This window comes from Roseomonas sp. TS2, assembly GCF_058833935.1.
On sequence record NZ_JCACVY010000024.1, the window covers coordinates 1 to 17,250 of the forward strand.

16 protein-coding genes are annotated in these 17,250 nt (G+C 71.2%); 11 read left to right on the forward strand and 5 right to left on the reverse strand.

The genetic code is table 11. From position 1 onward, the window contains the following. The coding region (locus ACZJYS_RS06650; protein WP_493176638.1) for an ankyrin repeat domain-containing protein at positions 1-513 on the forward strand (513 nt) is incomplete at its 5' end. Positions 514-605: 92 nt separating this feature from the next. Here ACZJYS_RS06650 and cuyB read toward each other — a convergent pair. Together cuyB and ACZJYS_RS06660 are read right to left on the reverse strand one after the other, a co-directional pair. Then, entirely contained in the window at positions 606-1,331 is a 726-nt protein-coding gene (gene cuyB, locus ACZJYS_RS06655) for a cysteate racemase (RefSeq protein ID WP_493176640.1), read from the reverse strand. Beyond that, positions 1,328-2,104 (reverse strand): sulfite exporter TauE/SafE family protein, encoded by a 777-nt coding sequence (locus ACZJYS_RS06660; RefSeq protein ID WP_493176642.1) that lies wholly within the window; start codon positions 2,102-2,104, stop codon positions 1,328-1,330. Before ACZJYS_RS06660 ends, cuyB begins: the two co-directional genes overlap by 4 nt. Positions 2,105-2,178: 74 nt before the next feature. On the opposite strand from ACZJYS_RS06660, the gene ACZJYS_RS06665 reads away from it, so the two are divergent. Beyond that, positions 2,179-3,009 (forward strand): sulfite exporter TauE/SafE family protein, encoded by an 831-nt coding sequence (locus tag ACZJYS_RS06665; protein ID WP_493176644.1) that lies wholly within the window; start codon positions 2,179-2,181, stop codon positions 3,007-3,009. Positions 3,010-3,122: 113 nt separating this feature from the next. After that, complete coding sequence (locus ACZJYS_RS06670) at positions 3,123-3,377, forward strand: hypothetical protein (protein ID WP_493176647.1); 255 nt, start codon at positions 3,123-3,125, stop codon at positions 3,375-3,377. Positions 3,378-3,499: 122 nt separating this feature from the next. On the opposite strand, the gene ACZJYS_RS06675 is transcribed toward ACZJYS_RS06670, so the two are convergent. Next, a complete protein-coding gene (locus tag ACZJYS_RS06675; RefSeq protein WP_493176649.1) occupies positions 3,500-5,074 on the reverse strand; it encodes a YcjF family protein in 1,575 nt (524 codons plus the stop codon). A gap of 60 nt (positions 5,075-5,134) precedes the next feature. Here ACZJYS_RS06675 and ACZJYS_RS06680 point away from each other — a divergent pair, with 60 nt between their 5' ends. Further along, the gene (locus tag ACZJYS_RS06680; RefSeq protein WP_379635141.1) at positions 5,135-5,893 is read left to right on the forward strand and encodes a hypothetical protein; all 759 of its coding nucleotides are present in this window, start codon (positions 5,135-5,137) and stop codon (positions 5,891-5,893) included. A gap of 8 nt (positions 5,894-5,901) precedes the next feature. On the opposite strand, the gene ACZJYS_RS06685 is transcribed toward ACZJYS_RS06680, so the two are convergent. Then, positions 5,902-7,227, reverse strand: coding sequence for an NAD(P)/FAD-dependent oxidoreductase (locus tag ACZJYS_RS06685; RefSeq protein WP_493176651.1), 1,326 nt, complete (start codon positions 7,225-7,227; stop codon positions 5,902-5,904). A 236-nt stretch (positions 7,228-7,463) separates the two neighbouring features. Between ACZJYS_RS06685 and ACZJYS_RS06690 the strand changes: the two genes are divergently transcribed. Both ACZJYS_RS06690 and ACZJYS_RS06695 read left to right on the forward strand, forming a co-directional pair. Further along, entirely contained in the window at positions 7,464-8,405 is a 942-nt protein-coding gene (locus ACZJYS_RS06690) for a 2-hydroxyacid dehydrogenase (RefSeq protein WP_493176655.1), read from the forward strand. Continuing rightward, positions 8,405-9,175: a class II aldolase/adducin family protein gene (locus ACZJYS_RS06695; RefSeq protein ID WP_493176658.1), complete on the forward strand. Its 771-nt coding sequence runs from the start codon at positions 8,405-8,407 to the stop codon at positions 9,173-9,175. The genes ACZJYS_RS06690 and ACZJYS_RS06695 overlap by 1 nt, the downstream gene beginning before the upstream one ends. Positions 9,176-9,308: 133 nt before the next feature. Here ACZJYS_RS06695 and ACZJYS_RS06700 read toward each other — a convergent pair whose 3' ends face one another. Further along, positions 9,309-10,922, reverse strand: coding sequence for an ABC transporter substrate-binding protein (locus ACZJYS_RS06700; RefSeq protein WP_493176660.1), 1,614 nt, complete (start codon positions 10,920-10,922; stop codon positions 9,309-9,311). Between the two features lie 327 nt (positions 10,923-11,249). Between ACZJYS_RS06700 and ACZJYS_RS06705 the strand changes: the two genes are divergently transcribed. The 5 genes from ACZJYS_RS06705 (at position 11,250) to ACZJYS_RS06725 (ending at position 17,224) form a co-directional block, all read left to right on the forward strand. Beyond that, positions 11,250-12,026 carry a class II aldolase/adducin family protein gene (locus tag ACZJYS_RS06705; RefSeq protein ID WP_109514932.1) on the forward strand — a complete coding sequence of 259 codons (777 nt, stop codon included), beginning with the start codon at positions 11,250-11,252 and terminating at the stop codon, positions 12,024-12,026. After that, positions 12,023-13,699: an amidohydrolase gene (locus ACZJYS_RS06710; protein ID WP_493176662.1), complete on the forward strand. Its 1,677-nt coding sequence runs from the start codon at positions 12,023-12,025 to the stop codon at positions 13,697-13,699. The genes ACZJYS_RS06705 and ACZJYS_RS06710 overlap by 4 nt, the downstream gene beginning before the upstream one ends. A gap of 4 nt (positions 13,700-13,703) precedes the next feature. Next, positions 13,704-14,645, forward strand: coding sequence for an ABC transporter permease (locus ACZJYS_RS06715; RefSeq protein WP_379635133.1), 942 nt, complete (start codon positions 13,704-13,706; stop codon positions 14,643-14,645). 2 nt (positions 14,646-14,647) lie between these two features. Further along, positions 14,648-15,541: an ABC transporter permease gene (locus ACZJYS_RS06720; protein WP_109514935.1), complete on the forward strand. Its 894-nt coding sequence runs from the start codon at positions 14,648-14,650 to the stop codon at positions 15,539-15,541. A gap of 90 nt (positions 15,542-15,631) precedes the next feature. Beyond that, complete coding sequence (locus tag ACZJYS_RS06725; protein WP_379650851.1) at positions 15,632-17,224, forward strand: ABC transporter substrate-binding protein; 1,593 nt, start codon at positions 15,632-15,634, stop codon at positions 17,222-17,224. Positions 17,225-17,250: the final 26 nt, after the last annotated feature.

Here is a 17,250-nt window from a genome sequence, read left to right on the forward strand (position 1 = left end):
CAGGACAACCCCACCCCGCCGCCCGTGCCGGACGAGGAGGTGATCGCCTTCGCCGGGCATGTGTTCGGCTGCGCCCGTGCAGGCCAGGCGGAGGCGCTGGACGGGTTCCTGCGCCAGGGCCTGCCGCCCAACCTGCGGAACGACAAGGGCGATACGCTGCTGATGCTGGCCGCCTATCACGGCCATGCCGAGGCGGTGCGGGTGCTGCTGGAGCATGGCGCGGACCCCGGGATCGTCAACGACCGGGGCCAGACGCCGCTGGCCGGCGCCGCCTTCAAGGGGGCGGCGGATGTGGTGGCGGTGCTGCTGGAGCATGGCGCGGCGGTGGATGGCAGCGGCCCCGATGGCCGCACCGCGCTGATGACGGCCGCGATGTTCAACCGCGTGGAGATTGTGCGGCAATTACTGGCCGCCGGCGCCAACCCGGCGGCGCGGGACGCGATGGGCAACACCGCCGCGCAGGCGGCGATGGCGATGGGGGCGGCGGACACGGCGGCGATGCTGAAAGGGTAACCGTGGGTTCGGCGCTGCGCGGATGAATGGCGCAGCGCCCAACTCGAAAAGTCTTTTTGCTTCTTTTTCTTCAGAAAAAGAAGGTTCCTGGCTCAGATCTTCTTCGCCCAGCGCAGCGCCGCGAGGGCCAGCGCGTCGATGGTGTCGATGAGCGGCACCCCGATCTCGGCGTAAGGCCCTGCCAGGATGCCGAGCGGGATCTCGGTGCAGCCCAGCACCACCGCCCGCGCGCCGCGCGCCTTGAGGTTGGCGGCCGCCTCGGCCAGCGGCGGATATGCCTCGGCCACGCGGTTGGCCTTCACCAGCGCGATGCCGGGGGAGACGAGCGACTCCATCTCGGCCTCGGTGGGGGTGAGGCAGTCATAGCCGCGCCCTTCCAGCCGCTCCTGGTAGAGCCGCATGGCCAGCGTGCCGGCCGTGCCCATCACGCCGATGGGGCCGCCCGTCACGCCCTGCCGCGCCAGTTCCTCGGCCGCGGCGTCGACGATGTGCAGGATGGGCAGGCCGGTGGCCGCAACCATCCCCTCGTACCAGCCATGGGCGGTGTTGCAGGGGATGGCGATGGCGCCGCACCCCGCCGCCTCCAGCCCGGCGATGCCGCGCGCCAGCCAGGGCAGCGGGTCCTCGCCCCCCGAGAGGCGCGCCGCCGTGCGGTCCGGCACGCGGGGGTCGGACCAGAGGATGGCGGGCAGGTGGTCCTGGTCGCGCGTGGCGGGGGTCAGCAGCGTCAGGCGCAGCATGAACTGGGCGCTGGCCAGCGGTCCCATGCCGCCCAGCACACCAAGAGGGGGCACGCCGAGGACGGGGGCGCCGCTCACAGCCCCAGCCCGTCCGCCACCAGCTTGCAGCCGGTGAGTGCCAAAAGAATGTGGATCAACTGGTAGAACACCTTGTCGCTGATGCGCCCCTGCAGCCAGACGCCCAGCCGCACGCCGAGGGGCGCCAGCGGCAGCAGCACCAGGCTGGTGAGCAGGTTGCCCGGGCTCAATTGCCCGAGCAGCGCATAGGGCACCAGCTTGACGTAGTTGACCACCCCGAAGAACACCACCGTCGTCGCCGCCAGCCGGGCGCGCTCCAGCCGCAGCGGGTAGAGATAGACGGCGAGCGGCGGCCCGCCGGCATGGGCGATGGTGCTGGTGAAGCCCGAGACGGTGGACCAGAAGCCGCCGCGCCACCGACTCGGCGCCGCCGCCTCCGGTGGCCCGCCGCGGCGGGAGAGCCACAGCGTGCGCGCCAGGAAGGCCAGCGCGATGACGCCCACCATCAGCTTGGTCATCCGGTCGCTCATGGCGCCGAAGGCCAGGCTGCCGAGCAGGATGCCGAGCAGCCCGCCGGGGATGATGGCCAGCATCTCCCGCCGGCTCCAGCGCCCCCACCAGGCGCGCAGCCCGGCGATGTCCATGGCGCAGAGCACGGGCAGGCTGATGGCGGCGGCCTGCGGCGCCGGCAGCAGCAGCGCCATGGCCGGCACCGAGAGATTGCCGCCCCCCGAGGCGAAGCCGCCCTTGCTGATGCCGGTGACCAGCAGCGCCGGCACGGCCAGCGCATAGAACCAGGGATCGGTGATCAGCAGATCGGTGATGGGTGGCACGGGCTGACGACGCCGGAAGTGGGGTGTAAGCACAGGGTGCATTCCCGCCTTCCTGCCGCCAAGGTCCCCTCTGCATGGAACATATGTCCGACCCGCTCTGGCTTGCGGGTCTCGCCGTCGCGATGGCGATCACCGGCCTGCTCTCCGGCACCCTGGCCGGGCTGCTCGGCGTCGGCGGCGGCATCGTCATCGTGCCGGTGCTGTTCAACGTCTTTCCGCTGCTCGGCATCCCCGAGGCGGTGCAGATGAAGCTGGCCGTCGGCACCAGCCTCGCCACCATCATCCCCACCTCGATCGTCTCGGCACGCAAGCACCACGCCAAGGGCGCCATCGACACCGGGCTGCTCAAGGCCATCTGGCCGTCGATGATCCTCGGCGTCGTGCTCGGCACGGTGCTCGCCATCTGGCTGAAGGGCGAGGCGCTCTCGGCGGTGTTCGCCACCATCGCGCTGCTGGTCGCGCTCAACATGGGCTTCACGGGCGTGGACTTCAAACTGCGCGACATCACGCCGCGCGGCCCCGGCCTGTGGGGCATCGGCGGCTTCATCGGCACCGTCTCGGCCATGATGGGCATCGGCGGCGGCACGGTGGGGGTACCCATCCTGTCGATGTTCGGCACGCCGATCCGCTCCGCCGTCGCCACCTCCTCGGTGTTCGGGCTGATCATCTCGATTCCGGCGACGCTGGGCTTCCTCTATGGCGGATGGGGGGTGGAAGACTTGCCGCCCTTCTCGGTGGGCTACGTCAACCTGATCGGCTTCGCGCTGATCGTGCCGAGCTCGATCCTCGCCACGCCCTGGGGGGTGCATCTGGCACACACCATCCCGCCGCTGGCGCTCAAGCGCGCCTTCGCGGTGTTCCTCGCCATCACGGCGGCGCGGATGTTCTACGGGCTGCTCACCTGACACAGGCGCGCGCGGCGTGAGAATGAGGCTCAGCGCCGCGCTCCAGGCGCGGGGAGCGGTGTTAGCCTCCAGGCCGGCGGGGCAACCCGCCCGCCACCGCACAGAGAGACGACATGCTGAAGACGCTCGCCGCCACGGCCCTGATCACCCTCTCCCTCGTCCCCGCCGCCTTCGCCGCCTGCTCCCCCGATGACGCCATGCTGAAGGCCTCCGCCATCGCCGAGGCCCTGGCCCCCAAGGCGCAGAGCAAGGCCGAGGCCGCCGCCGCCATCATGACCGAGATGAACGCCGCCGTCGGCGACGGCAACGTCACCGCAGCCACCTGCACCAAGCTCGACGCCCGGCTCGACCGGGCGAAGAAGCTGTAAGACAGAGAGAAAAGTTCTTTTTGGGAAAAAGCCCCAAAACTTTTTCCCGCTGGCGCCCCGCCTTCCTGGCAAGGCGAGGCGCGCACTGAAAGCAAAATGGGAAACAAGCGGGCGGCCTGGAATCAGGCGTGGGGGGACTTCTCCTTTTCGCCCCAGCTTTCCCAGAACTTGCGGAAGCCATCGCGCAGCTCGTCGCCCTCCGGCATGTGGCCGCGCGCGGCGTGGAAGCGGCAGAGATACTCGGTGAAGCCGTAGCCCAGGCCATAGGTGGTGCTGCCGGCCACAGCCGCCGTGATGGCGCCGCCCGCCAGGCTGCCGATGCCGGGGATGAACTTCAGCACCTGCCCGGCGATCATCCGGCCGCCCGCCGAGGTGGCCAGGGCGCCCGCCAGGCTGGCGGCCAGCGCCAGCATGCTGTCGCGGTCCAGCGAGACGCCCATGGCGGTGGCGATGGCGGCGATCATGCCGGCATTCACCGCGAAGACGCCCGCCGCATCCGCCACCGGGATCGGCACGGCGGCGGCACCAGCGGCGGAGGCCGCGGCACCGGCCGCGATCTTCAGCGCCCGCTTGCGCTTGCGCTCCACATCCACCCGCTGCGCCGCGATGAAGGCGGCCTGCCGCGCCTCCGGCAGCACCGCCTCGGTGACGCGGATCAACTCGTCGAGGCCGAAGGGCGGGCGGTCGTCCCACGGCTCGGCCAGCACGCGGACGATCTGCCGCGCCTCGGGGATCTCCTGCTTCACCGTGTCCTGGAAGGCGCGCGGGCCGATCGCCTTGGTCAGGATCACCACCGCCGGGATGCCGTGCCGGGCGCAGAGCCGCGCCACGGCGCGCTCGCCTTCCTCCACCCGCGTGCCCGGCTCGCTGATGCACAGCCAGAGGATGTGGATGCGCTGGTCGAACTGCCCGCTGGCATTGGCGCGCTCGATCTCGCCCTCCAGCGCCGCCAGCGTGGCCTGGAAGCCTTCCATCTCCAGCCCCTTGGTGTCGCACAGGCGCACCGGCAGGTTGGGCGGCTCGTACCAGGCGATGTCCTGCGTCACGGGGCGGCCCATGCCGGTGCGGGCCACCGCCTCGCCGAACACGGCGTTCACCAGCGTGCTCTTGCCGGCGCCGGTCTTGCCGGCCACCAGGATGTTCACACGCCCCATGCGCCGCTTCTCCTCCTCCGCCTGCTTCTGGAATTCCGCGAAGAACGGGTTGTTGCCGATCAGCCCGGTGATGCTCTGGAAAACGTCGGTGACCAGGGTGCCCTCCTTCCCGGCCTCGGGCCGGGCTTCCAAGATGGGGGCTTCGGGCGCCATGCGCACCTGGGCGGCGCGGGCGAGGCGCGGCTGGCGCAGCCGGGCCACGGCCAGCGCCAATGCGGCCAGCGGCTCCAGCTCCGGCAGCGGCCCCAGCGCCGCGATCACCTGCGCCTCCAGCGCCGGCAGGCTGGCGCGCTGCGGCACCGCCTGGCCGGCGCGGCGCAGCGCGGCGGCGGCGAGGTCGGCCTGTGGCTCGCCGAAGCGCCCCTCCGCCGCCAGCCCGCGCGCCAGCTCCGCCACGGCGGCGGCCATCTGGTCGGGCGTCCCGGCGCCGGGGGCGTCCGGGCGCAGCGCGCGCAGCGCCGCCTCCACCGGGCGCAGCGCGGCGGTGCGGCTGGCCAGGAACAGGCCGGTGAGGTCGAGCAGGAGGGTCGAGAAGGAATCCATGCAGCCTTGCCTTGGGGCGTGACGCTATCAAACTCCACGCAAAGGTCGAGGATGCCGGCGATGATGGACAACGCGGCGGGCTTCGCCGGGCGGCAGCTGGGTGAATGGGTGGCGGGGCGCTGGGGCACCCCGCTGCGCGAGGCTTTCGAGGACGGTAAGGGCCTCTCCGGCCCGCTGGCCCGCGCCCTGCTGGATGCCGCGGTGGTGGAGCAGGTGGTGGGCGTCATCTGGCCCTCCTTCGCGCTGCTGGCGGCGCTGCTGGGGCTGCACGCCACGGCGGTGTGGCTGGAGGCGCCGGTGGAGCTGGAGCGCATCGCCACCGGCCTGATCGTGCTCGCGGCCCTGGGCTGGACGGCCTATGGCGTGGGCATGGCCGCGCATTTCTCGGCGCCGCACCTGCGCTTCTGGTGGGTGACGCGGCTGCCGCCGGGGCGGCAGGCGCGGCTGATCCTGTTCCACCTGATCCGCGACCAGCACCACCGCCTGCGCGCCGCGCTGCCCGGCGGCGGCTTCACCGCCACGCTGCTGCGCGAGGCGCTGGCCACCCTGGAGCGCCGCCTCGGCCTCAGCCCGGACCACGCCGCCTTCGCCCTCGCCGACCACTTGGCGCCGATGCTGCTGCGCCACCTGCTGGAGCGCGTGGCGCTGCTGGTGCTGCCGGTGGCGGCGGCGCTGCTCTACTACCGCTTCGCCATCTATCCGGGCCTGCTGGCCTATACCGGCGCCGGCGCCTGGACGGTGGCGCTCTACCCGCTCGCCGCGCTGACCGATGCCGTGCTCTCCACCGACTGGCGCGCCGCGCTGCTGCGGCCCTCCTGAGCGGCGGCTCAGCCCAGCATCCGGTCCAGCCTGTCGCGCAGCCGGTACCATTCGCCGACCAGCGGCAGGAACCAGGGATTGCCCCGGTAGCCGGGCAGGGTGGGGAAGTTCAGCCCGTCCAGCGCGAAGGGCTCGCTGGCGGCGCCCGCGACCTTCAGCGCCGCGTTGTGGCCGAGCCAGGAAGCCATGGCGACCCCCGAGCCCTGGCAGCCGGCGGCGTAGTAGAGCCCGTCCTGCACGCCGATATGCGGCAGGAAGTCGAAGGTGAAGGCGACGTTGCCGGTCCAGCCATGGGTCAGGCGGATATCGGCCAGCTCGGGGAAGACCTCCAGCATCGACTGCCGCAGCACCGGCGCCGCCACTTCCGGCGCGACGGGGGCGAAGCTGGCGCGGCCGCCCCACAGGATGCGCGTGCCGTCCGGCGAAGGGCGGAAGTAGTTCAGCACCCGCCGGCTGTCGCTGATCATGCGCCGGCCGGGGAAGAGGCCCTCGACGAAATCCGTATCCAGCGGCTCGGTGGCGATGATGTAGGAGCCCACGGGAATCAGCCGCCGCGTCAGCCAGGGCATGGCGCCGCCGCCATCGGGCGCGCGGGAATAGCCGTTGGTGGTGACCAGCACCGTGTTGGCCGCCAGCTCCCCCAGGGTGGTGTCCAGCCGGAAGCCGGTGCCGTGCTGGCGGATGCCGCGCACCCGCACGCCATCGGCCAGCACGGCGCCGGCCCGTTCGGCGGCCTCGGCCAGGCCGCGCGCATACTTGGCCGGGTGCAGGCTGCCGCAGGCCTCGGCCAGCATGCCGCCATGGTAGTGGTCGCTGCCCAGGGCCTCGCGCTGGCGCTCGCGCGGCAGCATCCGCACCGGCAGGCCGGTGAGCGCCTGCAGGGCGGGGGCGCGGGCGGCCATCGCCTCGTAGTGGCGCGGCGTCCAGGCGGGGGTGAAGCGGCCGCAGCGCACATAGTCGCACTCGATCGCCTCGCGCGTCAGCAGCTCCTCCAGGAAGGGGAAGCTGGCGGCGGCGGCGCTGCCGATGGCCTGCACCTGCTCCGGCGGGAGCTGCCGCCGCAGCGCCCCCGTGGCCACCTTCAGCCCGCCCGAGACCATGCCCCCGTTGCGCGAGGAGGCACCCCAGCCGATCCGCTCGGCTTCCAGCACCAGCGGCGCGTGGCCCATCCGCGCCAGGGTCAGCGCCGCGGACAGCCCGGCATAGCCGCCGCCGACGATGGCGATCTCCGCGCTCTCGGGCAGCTCCGCGTCGCGCGCCTCGGGCTCGGCCTCGTCCCACCAGTAGGGGGTGGTGCGGAAGCCGGTGGCGAAGGGGAAATAGGAGTCGCTCATCGAGACCCTGGGGATGCGGAATGCCAGGGCGCAGCCTCGCCCCGTTCCCCTTCCGGTTGCAAGGGCTGCCTGTGCCTTGCACAGAATGACCAAAGGGCCGGCGCCGCGCGGCCCGGGCCGGTGCGAAAAGCACCCCGCCGCGCCGCGCCGCCCCTGGACGCGGCCGGGGTGGCGGCGCAGGTTCCGCTCCTCGCGACGGGCGAGGATGAGGGGCGGCGGATGAGGGTTTGCGACAGGTGGTGACGCTACTGGTGAAGTCCGGCGGCGAGCAGGCCGTGCCGGACTGGCAGGAATGCTTCCGCGCGGTGGACCCGCGCATCACCGTGCGCTGGTGGGCCGACCCCGCCGTGCCGCCGGAGGCGGTGGACTACGTCCTGGTGTGGGAGCCGCAGCATGGCTGGCTGGCGAGCCTGCCCAGGCTGAAGGCGGTGTTCTCCTCCGGCGCCGGCGTGGACCACATCACCTGCGACCCGGCCTGGCCGCGCCACATCCCGCTGGTGCGCATGGGCGGCGAGGCGACGGCGCAGCGCATGGGCGAGTACATCCTCTGGTCCTGCCTCTCGCTGCTGCGGGACGCGCGGCACTTCGCGCTCGGCCAGGCGGCCGGCGAATGGCGCCACCGCGAGACGCGCCACTACGCCCAGGACCGCACGGTCGGCATCATGGGTCTCGGCAATCTCGGCGGCCACGCGGCGCGGATGCTGCAGGCGGTGGGCTTCCCCGTGCGTGGCTGGGCGCGCTCGCGCAAGGACATCCCCGGCGTGCGGAGCTTCGCCGGCGCGGCGGAGCTGCCCGAATTCCTCGCCGGCACCGACATCCTGGTCTGCCTGCTGCCCTCGACGAAGGAGACGGAAGGGCTGATCGACGCCCGCCTGCTGGCGCAACTCCCACCGGGGGCGGAACTGGTGAATGCCGGGCGCGGCTCCCACCTGCGGGAGGCGGACCTGCTGGCGGCGCTGGACTCCGGCCATCTCGCCGGTGCGGTGCTGGACGTGTTCGAGGAGGAGCCGCTGCCGCCCGGCAGCCCGCTCTGGGCGCACCCCAAGGTGACGGTGACGCCGCATGTGGCCTCCATGGCCAGCCGGCCGGAGCGCGCCCGCTACCTCGCCGGCGCCATCGCCGATTTCGAGGCGGGCCGCCCGCTGCCCAACCTCTACGACCCCGAGCGAGGCTACTGATGCCGCTGCCCCCGCCCCCCGTCCGCCCCGACCCGGAGCGGCCCCTCACCGAGCGCGAGCTGCGCGAGGACCTCGCCTGCGCCTACCGGCTGCTGGCGCATTTCGGCATGACGGACCTCGTCTACACCCATCTCTCCGTGCGCATCCCGGGCGAGGGGCACCGCTTCCTGGTGAATCCCTACGGGCTGCTGTTCGAGGAGATCACCGCCTCCTCACTCGTCGCCGTGGATGCGGAGGGCGAGCCGCTGCAGGAGACCGCCTGGCCGGTGAACCCGGCGGGCTTCGTCATCCACTCCGCCGTGCACCGCGCGGTGGATCGGGCGCAATGCGTGATGCACACCCACACCCTGGCCGGCATGACGGTGGCGGCCCAGGCGGGGGGCCTGCTGCCGTTGAACCAGATGAACATGGAGCTGCACGACCGCGTGGCGGTCCACGAGTACGAGGGGATCGCGGCCGATGACAACCTCGCCGAGCGCGAGCGCATCGTGCGCGACCTGGGCGACAAGCCCTGCCTGATCCTGCGCAACCACGGGCTGCTGACCATCGGCCGCACGGTGGGCGAGGCCTTCTACTGGATGTACTATCTGGAGCAGTCCTGCCGCATCCAGGTAGCGGCGCAATCGACCGGCGCGCCGCTCTCCATGCCCCCGGCCGAGATGGTGGAGCGGGTGCGCGCCCAGGCGAAGGACAGCCCGGTGAAGGGCTGGCTGCCCTGGCAGGCGCTGAAGCGGAAGATGGACCGCGAGCAGCCCGGATACCGGGACTGAAGGATCTTCTTTTTCTGAAGAAAAAGAAGCAAAAAGACTTTTCGGGTCTGGCGGCGCGCCCTCAACCGGCGCACCGCCAAACTGACAAAAGTTTTTTGGTTCTTTTTTTCAAAAAAGAACCCTTCTCAGTCTCTTACTTCCGCTCGACGTTCCAGAACACCGGCACCGTGGCCGGCAGCACGCCGGTCAGGTTGCTGCGCCAGGCCGACTTGGTGCGGAACTGCCCGGCATTGATGTAGGGCAGCACCTCGTAGGCGCGGGCATGCACGGCGTCGAGCAGGGCGCGGCGCTTGGCGGCATCCGGCTCCTCCCACCAGGCGCGGCGCAGCTCCTCCAGCTTCGCGTCACAGGGCCAGCCGGTGAGGCCGCCCTCGCAGGGGCTGGCGAGGTAGAGGTTGGAGAGCGGGCTGCCCGCGTCCAGCGCGTTGGCGATGGTGACGAACAGGTTCCAGCCGCCCTGCGCCGGCGCCTCGCGCCGGTTGCGGCGCACCGTCACGGTGGCCCAGTCCAGCGTCTGCACGTCCATGTTCATGCCGGCGCGCTTGAACTGCTCGGCCAGCACCAGGGTGGAGCCGTTGTTCAGCGGGTTGTCGGCGCCGTTCAGGAACACCACGGGGCGGTTGTCGTAGCCGGCCTCGCGCAGCAGGGCGCGGGCGCGGCCGAGGTCGGGGTCGCGCAGGCCCGCGGCGCCGGCGGTGCTCTCCAGCGGCGTGCCGCACATGAAGTAGGCGGGGCAGTAGGGCACCTGGTCCTCGGCCGGGATGCCGAGGCCCTGCAGCACCTCCTTCTGGTCGATGGCGTGCAGCAGCGCCTGCCGGGCCTTCGGGTTGTCGAAGGGCGGCTGGGTGTGGTTGATGCGCAGCCACACCATGCTGCCCACCGGGTTGATCAGCCCGACGGTGACGCCACGCGCCTTCTGCAGCAGCGGCAGCAGGTCCGGCGCCGGGTGCTCGACAAAGTCGATCTCGCCATTGCTCAGCGCGCTTGCGGCCACCGAGGCATCCGGCATGGCGAGCCATTCCAGCCGCTCCACCTTCACCACCTTGCCGCCGGCCAGGCCATCGGCCGGCTCGGCGCGTGGCGTGTAGGCCGGGTTGCGGCGATAGACGGCGCGGTCGCCGATGCGCCAGTTCTCGCGGTCCATGATGAACGGGCCGGAGCCGGTGGCATCGGTGATGGCGGTGGTGGCGGGAGTGTTCGCCACGCGCTCGGGCATGACGAACAGCGCGCTGGCGGTGGAGCGCGCCAGCGCATCCGTCACCGGGCCGAAGGGGCGGGAGAGCTTCAGCTCGAAGCTGCGCTCGTCGATTACCTCGAGCGAGGCGGTAGAGGCGGCCAGCGCCTTGCCCACCACGTCGCGCTGGCCCCAGCGGCGGATCGAGGCCACCGCATCGGCCGCGCGCACCGGCGCGCCGTCATGGAAGGCGAGGCCGGGGCGCAGCGTGAAACGGTGCGTCATGGCATCGGCGGAGACGCTGTGGCTCTCCACCATCTGCGGCCGCGCGATGCCCTTGCCGTCCACGGCAAAGAGCTGGTCGTAGACCATGAAGCCGTGGTTGCGCACGAAGGCGGCGGTGGAGAGCACCGGGTCGATGCTGGTCAGCTCGTTGCTGAGCACGACGCGCAGCGTGGCCTCGCGCGCGGGCGCCTGGGCGGCGGCCGGCGAGAGCAGCGCGGCGAGTGCGCCGGCCGCCAGAAGGCTTGCCCGCAGCGGCGCGGCCGCTACGGTGTGGAGACGGGAAAGCACGGGCGGGAATCCTTCTCGCGGCGGATGGCGGAATGCCAGTCGGCGCCACAGGATTGCAGGAATCGCGCCAGAGGGGAGGGGAGTGCGGTGGATTTCATTCCGCTCGCTTGCAACCGCCCGCAACTCCGTCTATTCGGTCAGGTATCGCAGGGCGGGCGGCGCGGATTTGCTGCGCCGCACAGCAATGCCTGTGAAGCAGGCGCGCGATGCAGGAATTTGCTTGCAGGGCAGGCAGATCGCCTTTTGCTGCGCCGCAAACATCCTCACACCCTGTTGACGCGGCGCCGGCCGGCTGATGACATTCCCCTAACCTGAGGGGAGTTGGTCATGAATATCGCCACGCCACCCGCGCGCCTCGCCTGTTCCGAGGAAGAGTGGCGCGTCCGCTGCGACCTCGCCGCGCTCTACCGGCTGGTCGCGCATTTCCGCATGACCGACTTCATCTACACGCACATCAGCGCGCGCGTGCCGGGGCCGGAGCACCACTTCCTCATCAACAAGTACGGCGTGCTGTTCGACCAGATGCGCGCCAGTGACCTGGTGAAGATCGATCTCGACGGCAACGTCGTCGAGGGCGACGCCGAGAGCAAGCCGGTGAACGCGGCGGGCTTCACCATCCATTCCGCGCTGCACATGGCGCGCGAGGACGCGGTGTGCGTGGTGCACACCCACACCGCCGCCGGCATCGCCGTCTCGGCGCAGAAGCACGGGCTGCTGCCGATCAGCCAGCACGCGCTGAAGTTCTACGGCCACCTCGCCTATCACGGCTATGAGGGCGTGGCGCTCGACCTCGACGAGCGGGACCGGCTGGTGGCCGACCTCGGCGAGCACAAGGCGATGATCCTGCGCAACCACGGCCTGCTGGTGGCCGGGCGCAGCATCCCCGAGGCGTTCAATTTGATCTACTACCTGGAGCGCGCCTGCCAGGCGCAGGTGGCCGCCCTCTCCGGCGGCGCCGAGCTGGTGCTGCCGCCCGAGGAGGTGCGCCTGAAGACCGCCGCGCAGTTCAACGGCGACCCGCAGCGCTCCCTCGCGCACAGCGAATGGGCCTGGGGCTCGGCGCTGCAGCTGATCGAGGGCTCGAAGCTGGACTGGCGCGCATGAGCGCCGACCTGCTGATCACCGGCGGCCGCATCTTCCGCGGCCTCTCGGGAGGCTTCGCCGAGGCGCTCGCCGTGAAGGACGGGCGCGTGCTGGCGGTGGGTCCGGCGGATGCGGTGGAGGCCCATGCGGGCGCCGCCACGCGCCGCATCGACCTTGGCGGCCGCGTGGCCACCCCGGCGCTGAACGAAGCGCATATGCACCTGCTGCCCTATGGGCTCGGCCTCTCCCAGGTGAACCTCCGCGCCGAGGACAATGTCCGCTCGCTGGACGAGATCCTGAAGCGCGTCGCCACCGCCGCGCGCGAGACGCCGAAGGGCGGCTGGATCCTCGGGCGCGGCTACGACCATGGCGAGCTGGATGTCGGCCGGCACCCGCTGGCCGAGGAGCTGGACCGCGTGGCGCCGGACCATCCGGTGTTCCTGACGCGCACCTGCGGCCACGTGGCCGTGGCAAACAGCATGGCGATGAAGCTCGCCGGCGTCGGCCACAACACGCCGGACCCCGAGGGCGGCGCCATCGAGCGCAAGGGCGGGCGCCTCACCGGCCTGTTCCAGGAACGCGCGATGCGGCTGGTGCGCGACATCATGCCGCCGCCCTCCGAGACGGAGATGGTGGCCGCCATCGAGAAGGCCGGCCAGAACCTCGCGGCCCTCGGCTTCGCCTCGGCCAGCGACATGAATGTGGGCATGACGGCGGGCCTCGCCGAGATCGCCGCCTATCACCGCGCCGCGGCCGAGGGGAAGCTCGGCCAGCGCATGTGGCAGGTGCTGGCGGGCAACCCCGAGGGCATCGCGAAGCAGGCCTGGGAGGCGGGGCTGCGCCCCAACATCTCCGCCGGCGCCACGGCCGATGAGATGCTCGCCTGGGGTGCGGTGAAGGTGTTCGGCGACGGCTCGGCCGGCGGGCTGACGGCCGCCTTCTTCGACCCCTACCTGGAGAGCGCGGGCGGCGGCACCGGCATCTTCTGCTTCCCCGACAGCGCGATGCAGGAAATGCTCGGCCACTACCACCGCCAGGGCTGGCAGCTCGACATCCACGCCATCGGCGATGCCGCCATCGAGCAGGTGCTGGTGGCGATGGAGATGGCGGACAGCGAGGGCGCGCCGCTCGCCGGCCGCCGCCACCGCATCGAGCATTGCGGCTTCCTCAATGCCGCGCAGCGGAAGCGGATGCTGGCGCATGGCATCCTGCCGGTGCCGCAGCCGGTGTTCATGTACGAGTTCGGCGACCTCTACGTCCGCAACCTGGGGCGCGAGCGCGCCGAGGTGGCCTACCCGATGCGCACCTGGCTGGAGGAGGGGCACCACCCCGCCGCCTCGTCCGACAGCCCCGTCTGCACGGTGGACCCGTTCATCAACCTGTTCACCATGGTCACCCGCAAGACCAGCCGCGGCACCGTGCTGGGCGAGGGCGAGAGGCTGACGCCGGAGCAGGCCATGCACTGCTACACCTGGTGCGGCGCCTATAGCCAGTTCGCCGAGGCCGAGCGCGGCACGCTGGAGCCGGGCATGCAGGCCGACATCGCCATCTTCTCGCGCGACCTTCTGGCCTGCGCGCCGGAGGAGATCCTGACCACCCAGGCGGACCTCACCTTCCGCGGCGGGCGCGTCATCTTCGACCGCCACGGCGAGGCCGCCGCGGCCGATGACGCCCTGGCCGGAGCTGCGAACTAACACCATGCTGCGTCATGTTTTCCAGCGCCTGCTGATGACGGTGCCCGTGATGTTCGGGGTGCTGCTCATCGGCTTCCTGCTGATGCAGGTGGTGCCGACCGACCCCGCCATCGTCCGCGCCGGCCCCACCGCCACCGCCGAGCTGGTGCAGGAGATCCGGCGCGAGCTGGGCCTCGACCAGCCGCTCTACGTGCAGTTCGGCATCTATCTGTGGCGCCTGCTGCAGGGCGACCTCGGCGTCTCCATCATCAACAACGTCGCCGTCACCCAGGAGCTGGGCGGCACCATCGGCCCGACGCTGGAGCTGATGTTCGCCTCGCTGTTCTGGTCGATCCCGATCGGCATCGCGCTCGGCACCGTCGCCGCCTACTGGCGCGGCTCGGTGCTGGACCGCTTCGTCACCGCCCTCTCGGTGGCAGGCGGCTCGGTGCCGGTGTTCTTTCTCGGGCTCATGCTGATCTGGTTCGTCGGCTTCCAGTGGCAGTGGCTGCCCTTCACCGGGCGCGGCGGGCCGCTCTGGACGGTCGAGGGCTGGCGCTCCATCGCGCTGCCCGCGCTGACGCTGGGCGGCGTGTTCATCGCCCCCGTGGCGCGCATGACGCGCACCGCCGTGCTGGAGGTGCTGGGCGCCGAGCATGTCCGCACCGCCCGCGCCAAGGGGCTGAGCGAGAGCGCCGTGGTGCTGCACCACGCGCTGCGCAACGCGCTGATCCCGGTGGTCACGCTGATCGGCCTGCAGATCGGCTTCCTGCTCGGCGGCGCGGTGGTCACCGAGACGGTGTTCTCCTGGCCGGGCGTCGGCCGGCTGGCTGTGGGCGCGATCCTGTCCTCCGACTTCCCGATGGCGCAGGGCACCATCATCGTGCTCTCGCTGGGCTTCATTCTCGTCAACCTCGTGGTCGATGTGCTCTATGTGGCGCTCGATCCGCGCATGCGTGGAGGCTGAGCATGGCCGGCGCGAATTCCGTGGCGGCCACCGCCGCCACGCCGGTCCAGCCCACGGCGCCGCGGCGCCCGGGCATGCTGAAGCGGCTTCTGCGCGAGCCGGTGGCGGCCTTCGCCTTCGTACTGGTGGTGGCGCTGGTGCTGGCGGCGCTGCTGGCGCCCTGGCTGGCGCCGACCGACCCGTTCGACAACGACCTGGCCAACGCCATGGCGGTGCCCGGCACCAACGGGCTGCTGCTCGGCGCCGACAGCCAGGGGCGCAACATGATCACCCGGCTGCTCTACGGCCTGCGCATCACCATGATGATGGGGCTGGCCTCGGTGCTGCTGGGCGGTGGCATCGGCGCCCTGGTGGGCTTCGCCGCCGCCTATTACCGCCGCATCGACGGGCTGCTGATGCGGCTGATGGACGTGCTGCTGTCCTTCCCCGCCATCCTGTTCGGCCTCGCCATCGCTGCCATCTTCGGCCCTGGCGTGCCGGCGGTGGTGCTGGCGCTCTCGGTGGCCACGGTGCCGCTGATGGCGCGCATCGTGCGCGGCGCGGCGCTGGTCATCATGCGGCAGGACTACATCGAGGCGGCGCGCGCCACCGGCATGAACGATGCCCGGCTGATCCTGCGCCACCTGGCGCCCAACTGCCTGTCGCCGATCTTCGTCTTCGCCACGCTGCGCTTCGGGCAGGTGATCCTGCTCGGCTCGGCGCTGTCCTTCCTCGGCCTCGGCGCGCAGCCGCCGGTGGCGGAGCTGGGCGCGATGGCGTCCGAGGGGCGCAACTTCCTGTTCTTCGCCCCGCACATCGCGGTCATCCCCTGCGTGCTGATCTTCGTGGTGGTGCTGGCCTTCAACGTGCTGGGCGACGCGCTGCGCGACGCGCTGGACCCGCGCCTGCGGGTCTGACGCGCCAATGAGGCGGCCCGGCCCCGCGCCGGGCCGGAGGCTTCGGATAACAGGCCCGCGCGGATGCGACGGGCCGATGGGAGAGAGTGGATGAAGAAGACCCTGGGGGCCGCGCTGCTGTCGCTGGCCGCGACCGTCCCGGTGGCGGATGCGCTGGCGCAGGCCGCGCCGCGCGACACGCTGGTGGTGCTGCGCGAATACGACGCCGACCGCTACGACCCGGCGCGCTCCACCGCGCGCAGCGCCGGCGAGGTCATCTACATGATGTCCGACACGCTGGTCTCGCTCGACTTCGACCAGAAGACGGTCAAGCCCGGCCTGGCCGAGAGCTGGACGGTGAGCGAGGACGGCAAGCTCTACACCTTCAAGCTGCGCCGGGACGTGACGTTCTGCGACGGCAAGAAGATGACGGCGGCGGACGTGGTCTACTCGATCAACCGCTGGGTGGCGCCGGAGACGCGCAGCCCCGTGAAGTGGCGCGCCGGCCCGATCAAGGAGATTCGTGCGACCGACGACTACACGGTCGAGTACGAGCTGAATGAGCCCTATGGCGAGCTGCTCTACCAGCTGACGCTGTTCTTCGCCTCGATCGTCGACAAGGAGTCGGTGGAGAAGCTCGGCGCCAATTTCGGCGTGCAGGGCTTCAACGGCACCGGCCCCTATTGCTGGCAGTCCTGGACCCCGCGCCAGGACCTGGTGCTGACCAAGCACCCCAACTACACCTGGGGCCCGCCGATCTACCAGAACCGCAGCCCGCAGATCGGCAAGGTCATCTGGCGCATCATCCCCGAGGCCAACACCCGCCTCGCCGCGCTGCAGACGGGCCAGGGCGACATCACCCAGTACGTGCCGCCCTTCGCGGTCGCGCAGCTGCAGCGCCTGCCCACCATCAAGATGTCGACCCAGCCGAACTATTTCTGGGACTACTTCCTGGGCTTCAAGGTGGACAAGCCGGTGGTCAACGACCCCGCCATCCGCCAGGCCGTGAACATGGCCGTCAACCGCGAGGCGCTGGTCAAGGCCGTGTTCTTCGGCGCCGCCGAGCCGGCCGATGCCTATGTCAACCCCAACACGCTGGGCTATGACGCCGAGGCCGCCAAGCTGGTGCCGCAGTTCAACGCCGACGCCGCCCGCAAGGTGCTGGACGAGGCGGGGTGGAAGCCCGGCGCCGACGGCATCCGCGAGAAGGGCGGCGAGCGCGCCTCCTTCAACGTCTATGGCATCCAGACCGCCGAGTGGCGCCGCATGACCGAGGCGATGCAGGCCGATTTGCGCCGCGTCGGCATCGACCTGCGCATCCAGCTCTGGGACGCGACGGTGGCCTGGGGCAAGCTGGCGACGCAGGAGTTCGACAGCTTCGTGATGTCCTACCCCTACATCTCGGCGACCGACGGCTTCGCCCTCTACTTCGACGGCGCCAACCGCCCGACGCCGAACCGCATGAACTGGAACGACGAGGCGACCAACAAGCTGCTCAACACCGCCAAGACCGCGCTCTCCGCCGAGGAGCGCGCCAAGGCGATCGCCGAGGTGCAGAAGATCGTCGCGCGCAACAACGTCTGGTTCCCGATCGCGCGGGAGAGCCTCTACCTCGCCGCGGCGCAGCGGGTGGAAGGCGCCAAGGCGCACGGCCTCTATGGCGCGGGCCTCTACAAGGGCCTCGACCTGCGGCTGACGCGCTGAACCACGGACAGGGAAGGGCAGGGGAC

What these genes read in the sequence shown, in the direction of transcription:
- ACZJYS_RS06665 (WP_493176644.1), top strand. Translation starts at nt 2,179, where the DNA reads ATGGAACATATGTCCGACCCGCTCTGGCTTGCGGGTCTCGCCGTCGCG.
- ACZJYS_RS06670 (WP_493176647.1), top strand. Translation starts at nt 3,123, where the DNA reads ATGCTGAAGACGCTCGCCGCCACGGCCCTGATCACCCTCTCCCTCGTC.
- ACZJYS_RS06675 (WP_493176649.1), bottom strand. Translation starts at nt 5,074, where the DNA reads ATGGATTCCTTCTCGACCCTCCTGCTCGACCTCACCGGCCTGTTCCTG.
- ACZJYS_RS06680 (WP_379635141.1), top strand. Translation starts at nt 5,135, where the DNA reads ATGATGGACAACGCGGCGGGCTTCGCCGGGCGGCAGCTGGGTGAATGG.
- ACZJYS_RS06685 (WP_493176651.1), bottom strand. Translation starts at nt 7,227, where the DNA reads ATGAGCGACTCCTATTTCCCCTTCGCCACCGGCTTCCGCACCACCCCC.
- ACZJYS_RS06695 (WP_493176658.1), top strand. Translation starts at nt 8,405, where the DNA reads ATGCCGCTGCCCCCGCCCCCCGTCCGCCCCGACCCGGAGCGGCCCCTC.
- ACZJYS_RS06705 (WP_109514932.1), top strand. Translation starts at nt 11,250, where the DNA reads ATGAATATCGCCACGCCACCCGCGCGCCTCGCCTGTTCCGAGGAAGAG.
- ACZJYS_RS06710 (WP_493176662.1), top strand. Translation starts at nt 12,023, where the DNA reads ATGAGCGCCGACCTGCTGATCACCGGCGGCCGCATCTTCCGCGGCCTC.
- ACZJYS_RS06715 (WP_379635133.1), top strand. Translation starts at nt 13,704, where the DNA reads ATGCTGCGTCATGTTTTCCAGCGCCTGCTGATGACGGTGCCCGTGATG.
- ACZJYS_RS06720 (WP_109514935.1), top strand. Translation starts at nt 14,648, where the DNA reads ATGGCCGGCGCGAATTCCGTGGCGGCCACCGCCGCCACGCCGGTCCAG.
- ACZJYS_RS06725 (WP_379650851.1), top strand. Translation starts at nt 15,632, where the DNA reads ATGAAGAAGACCCTGGGGGCCGCGCTGCTGTCGCTGGCCGCGACCGTC.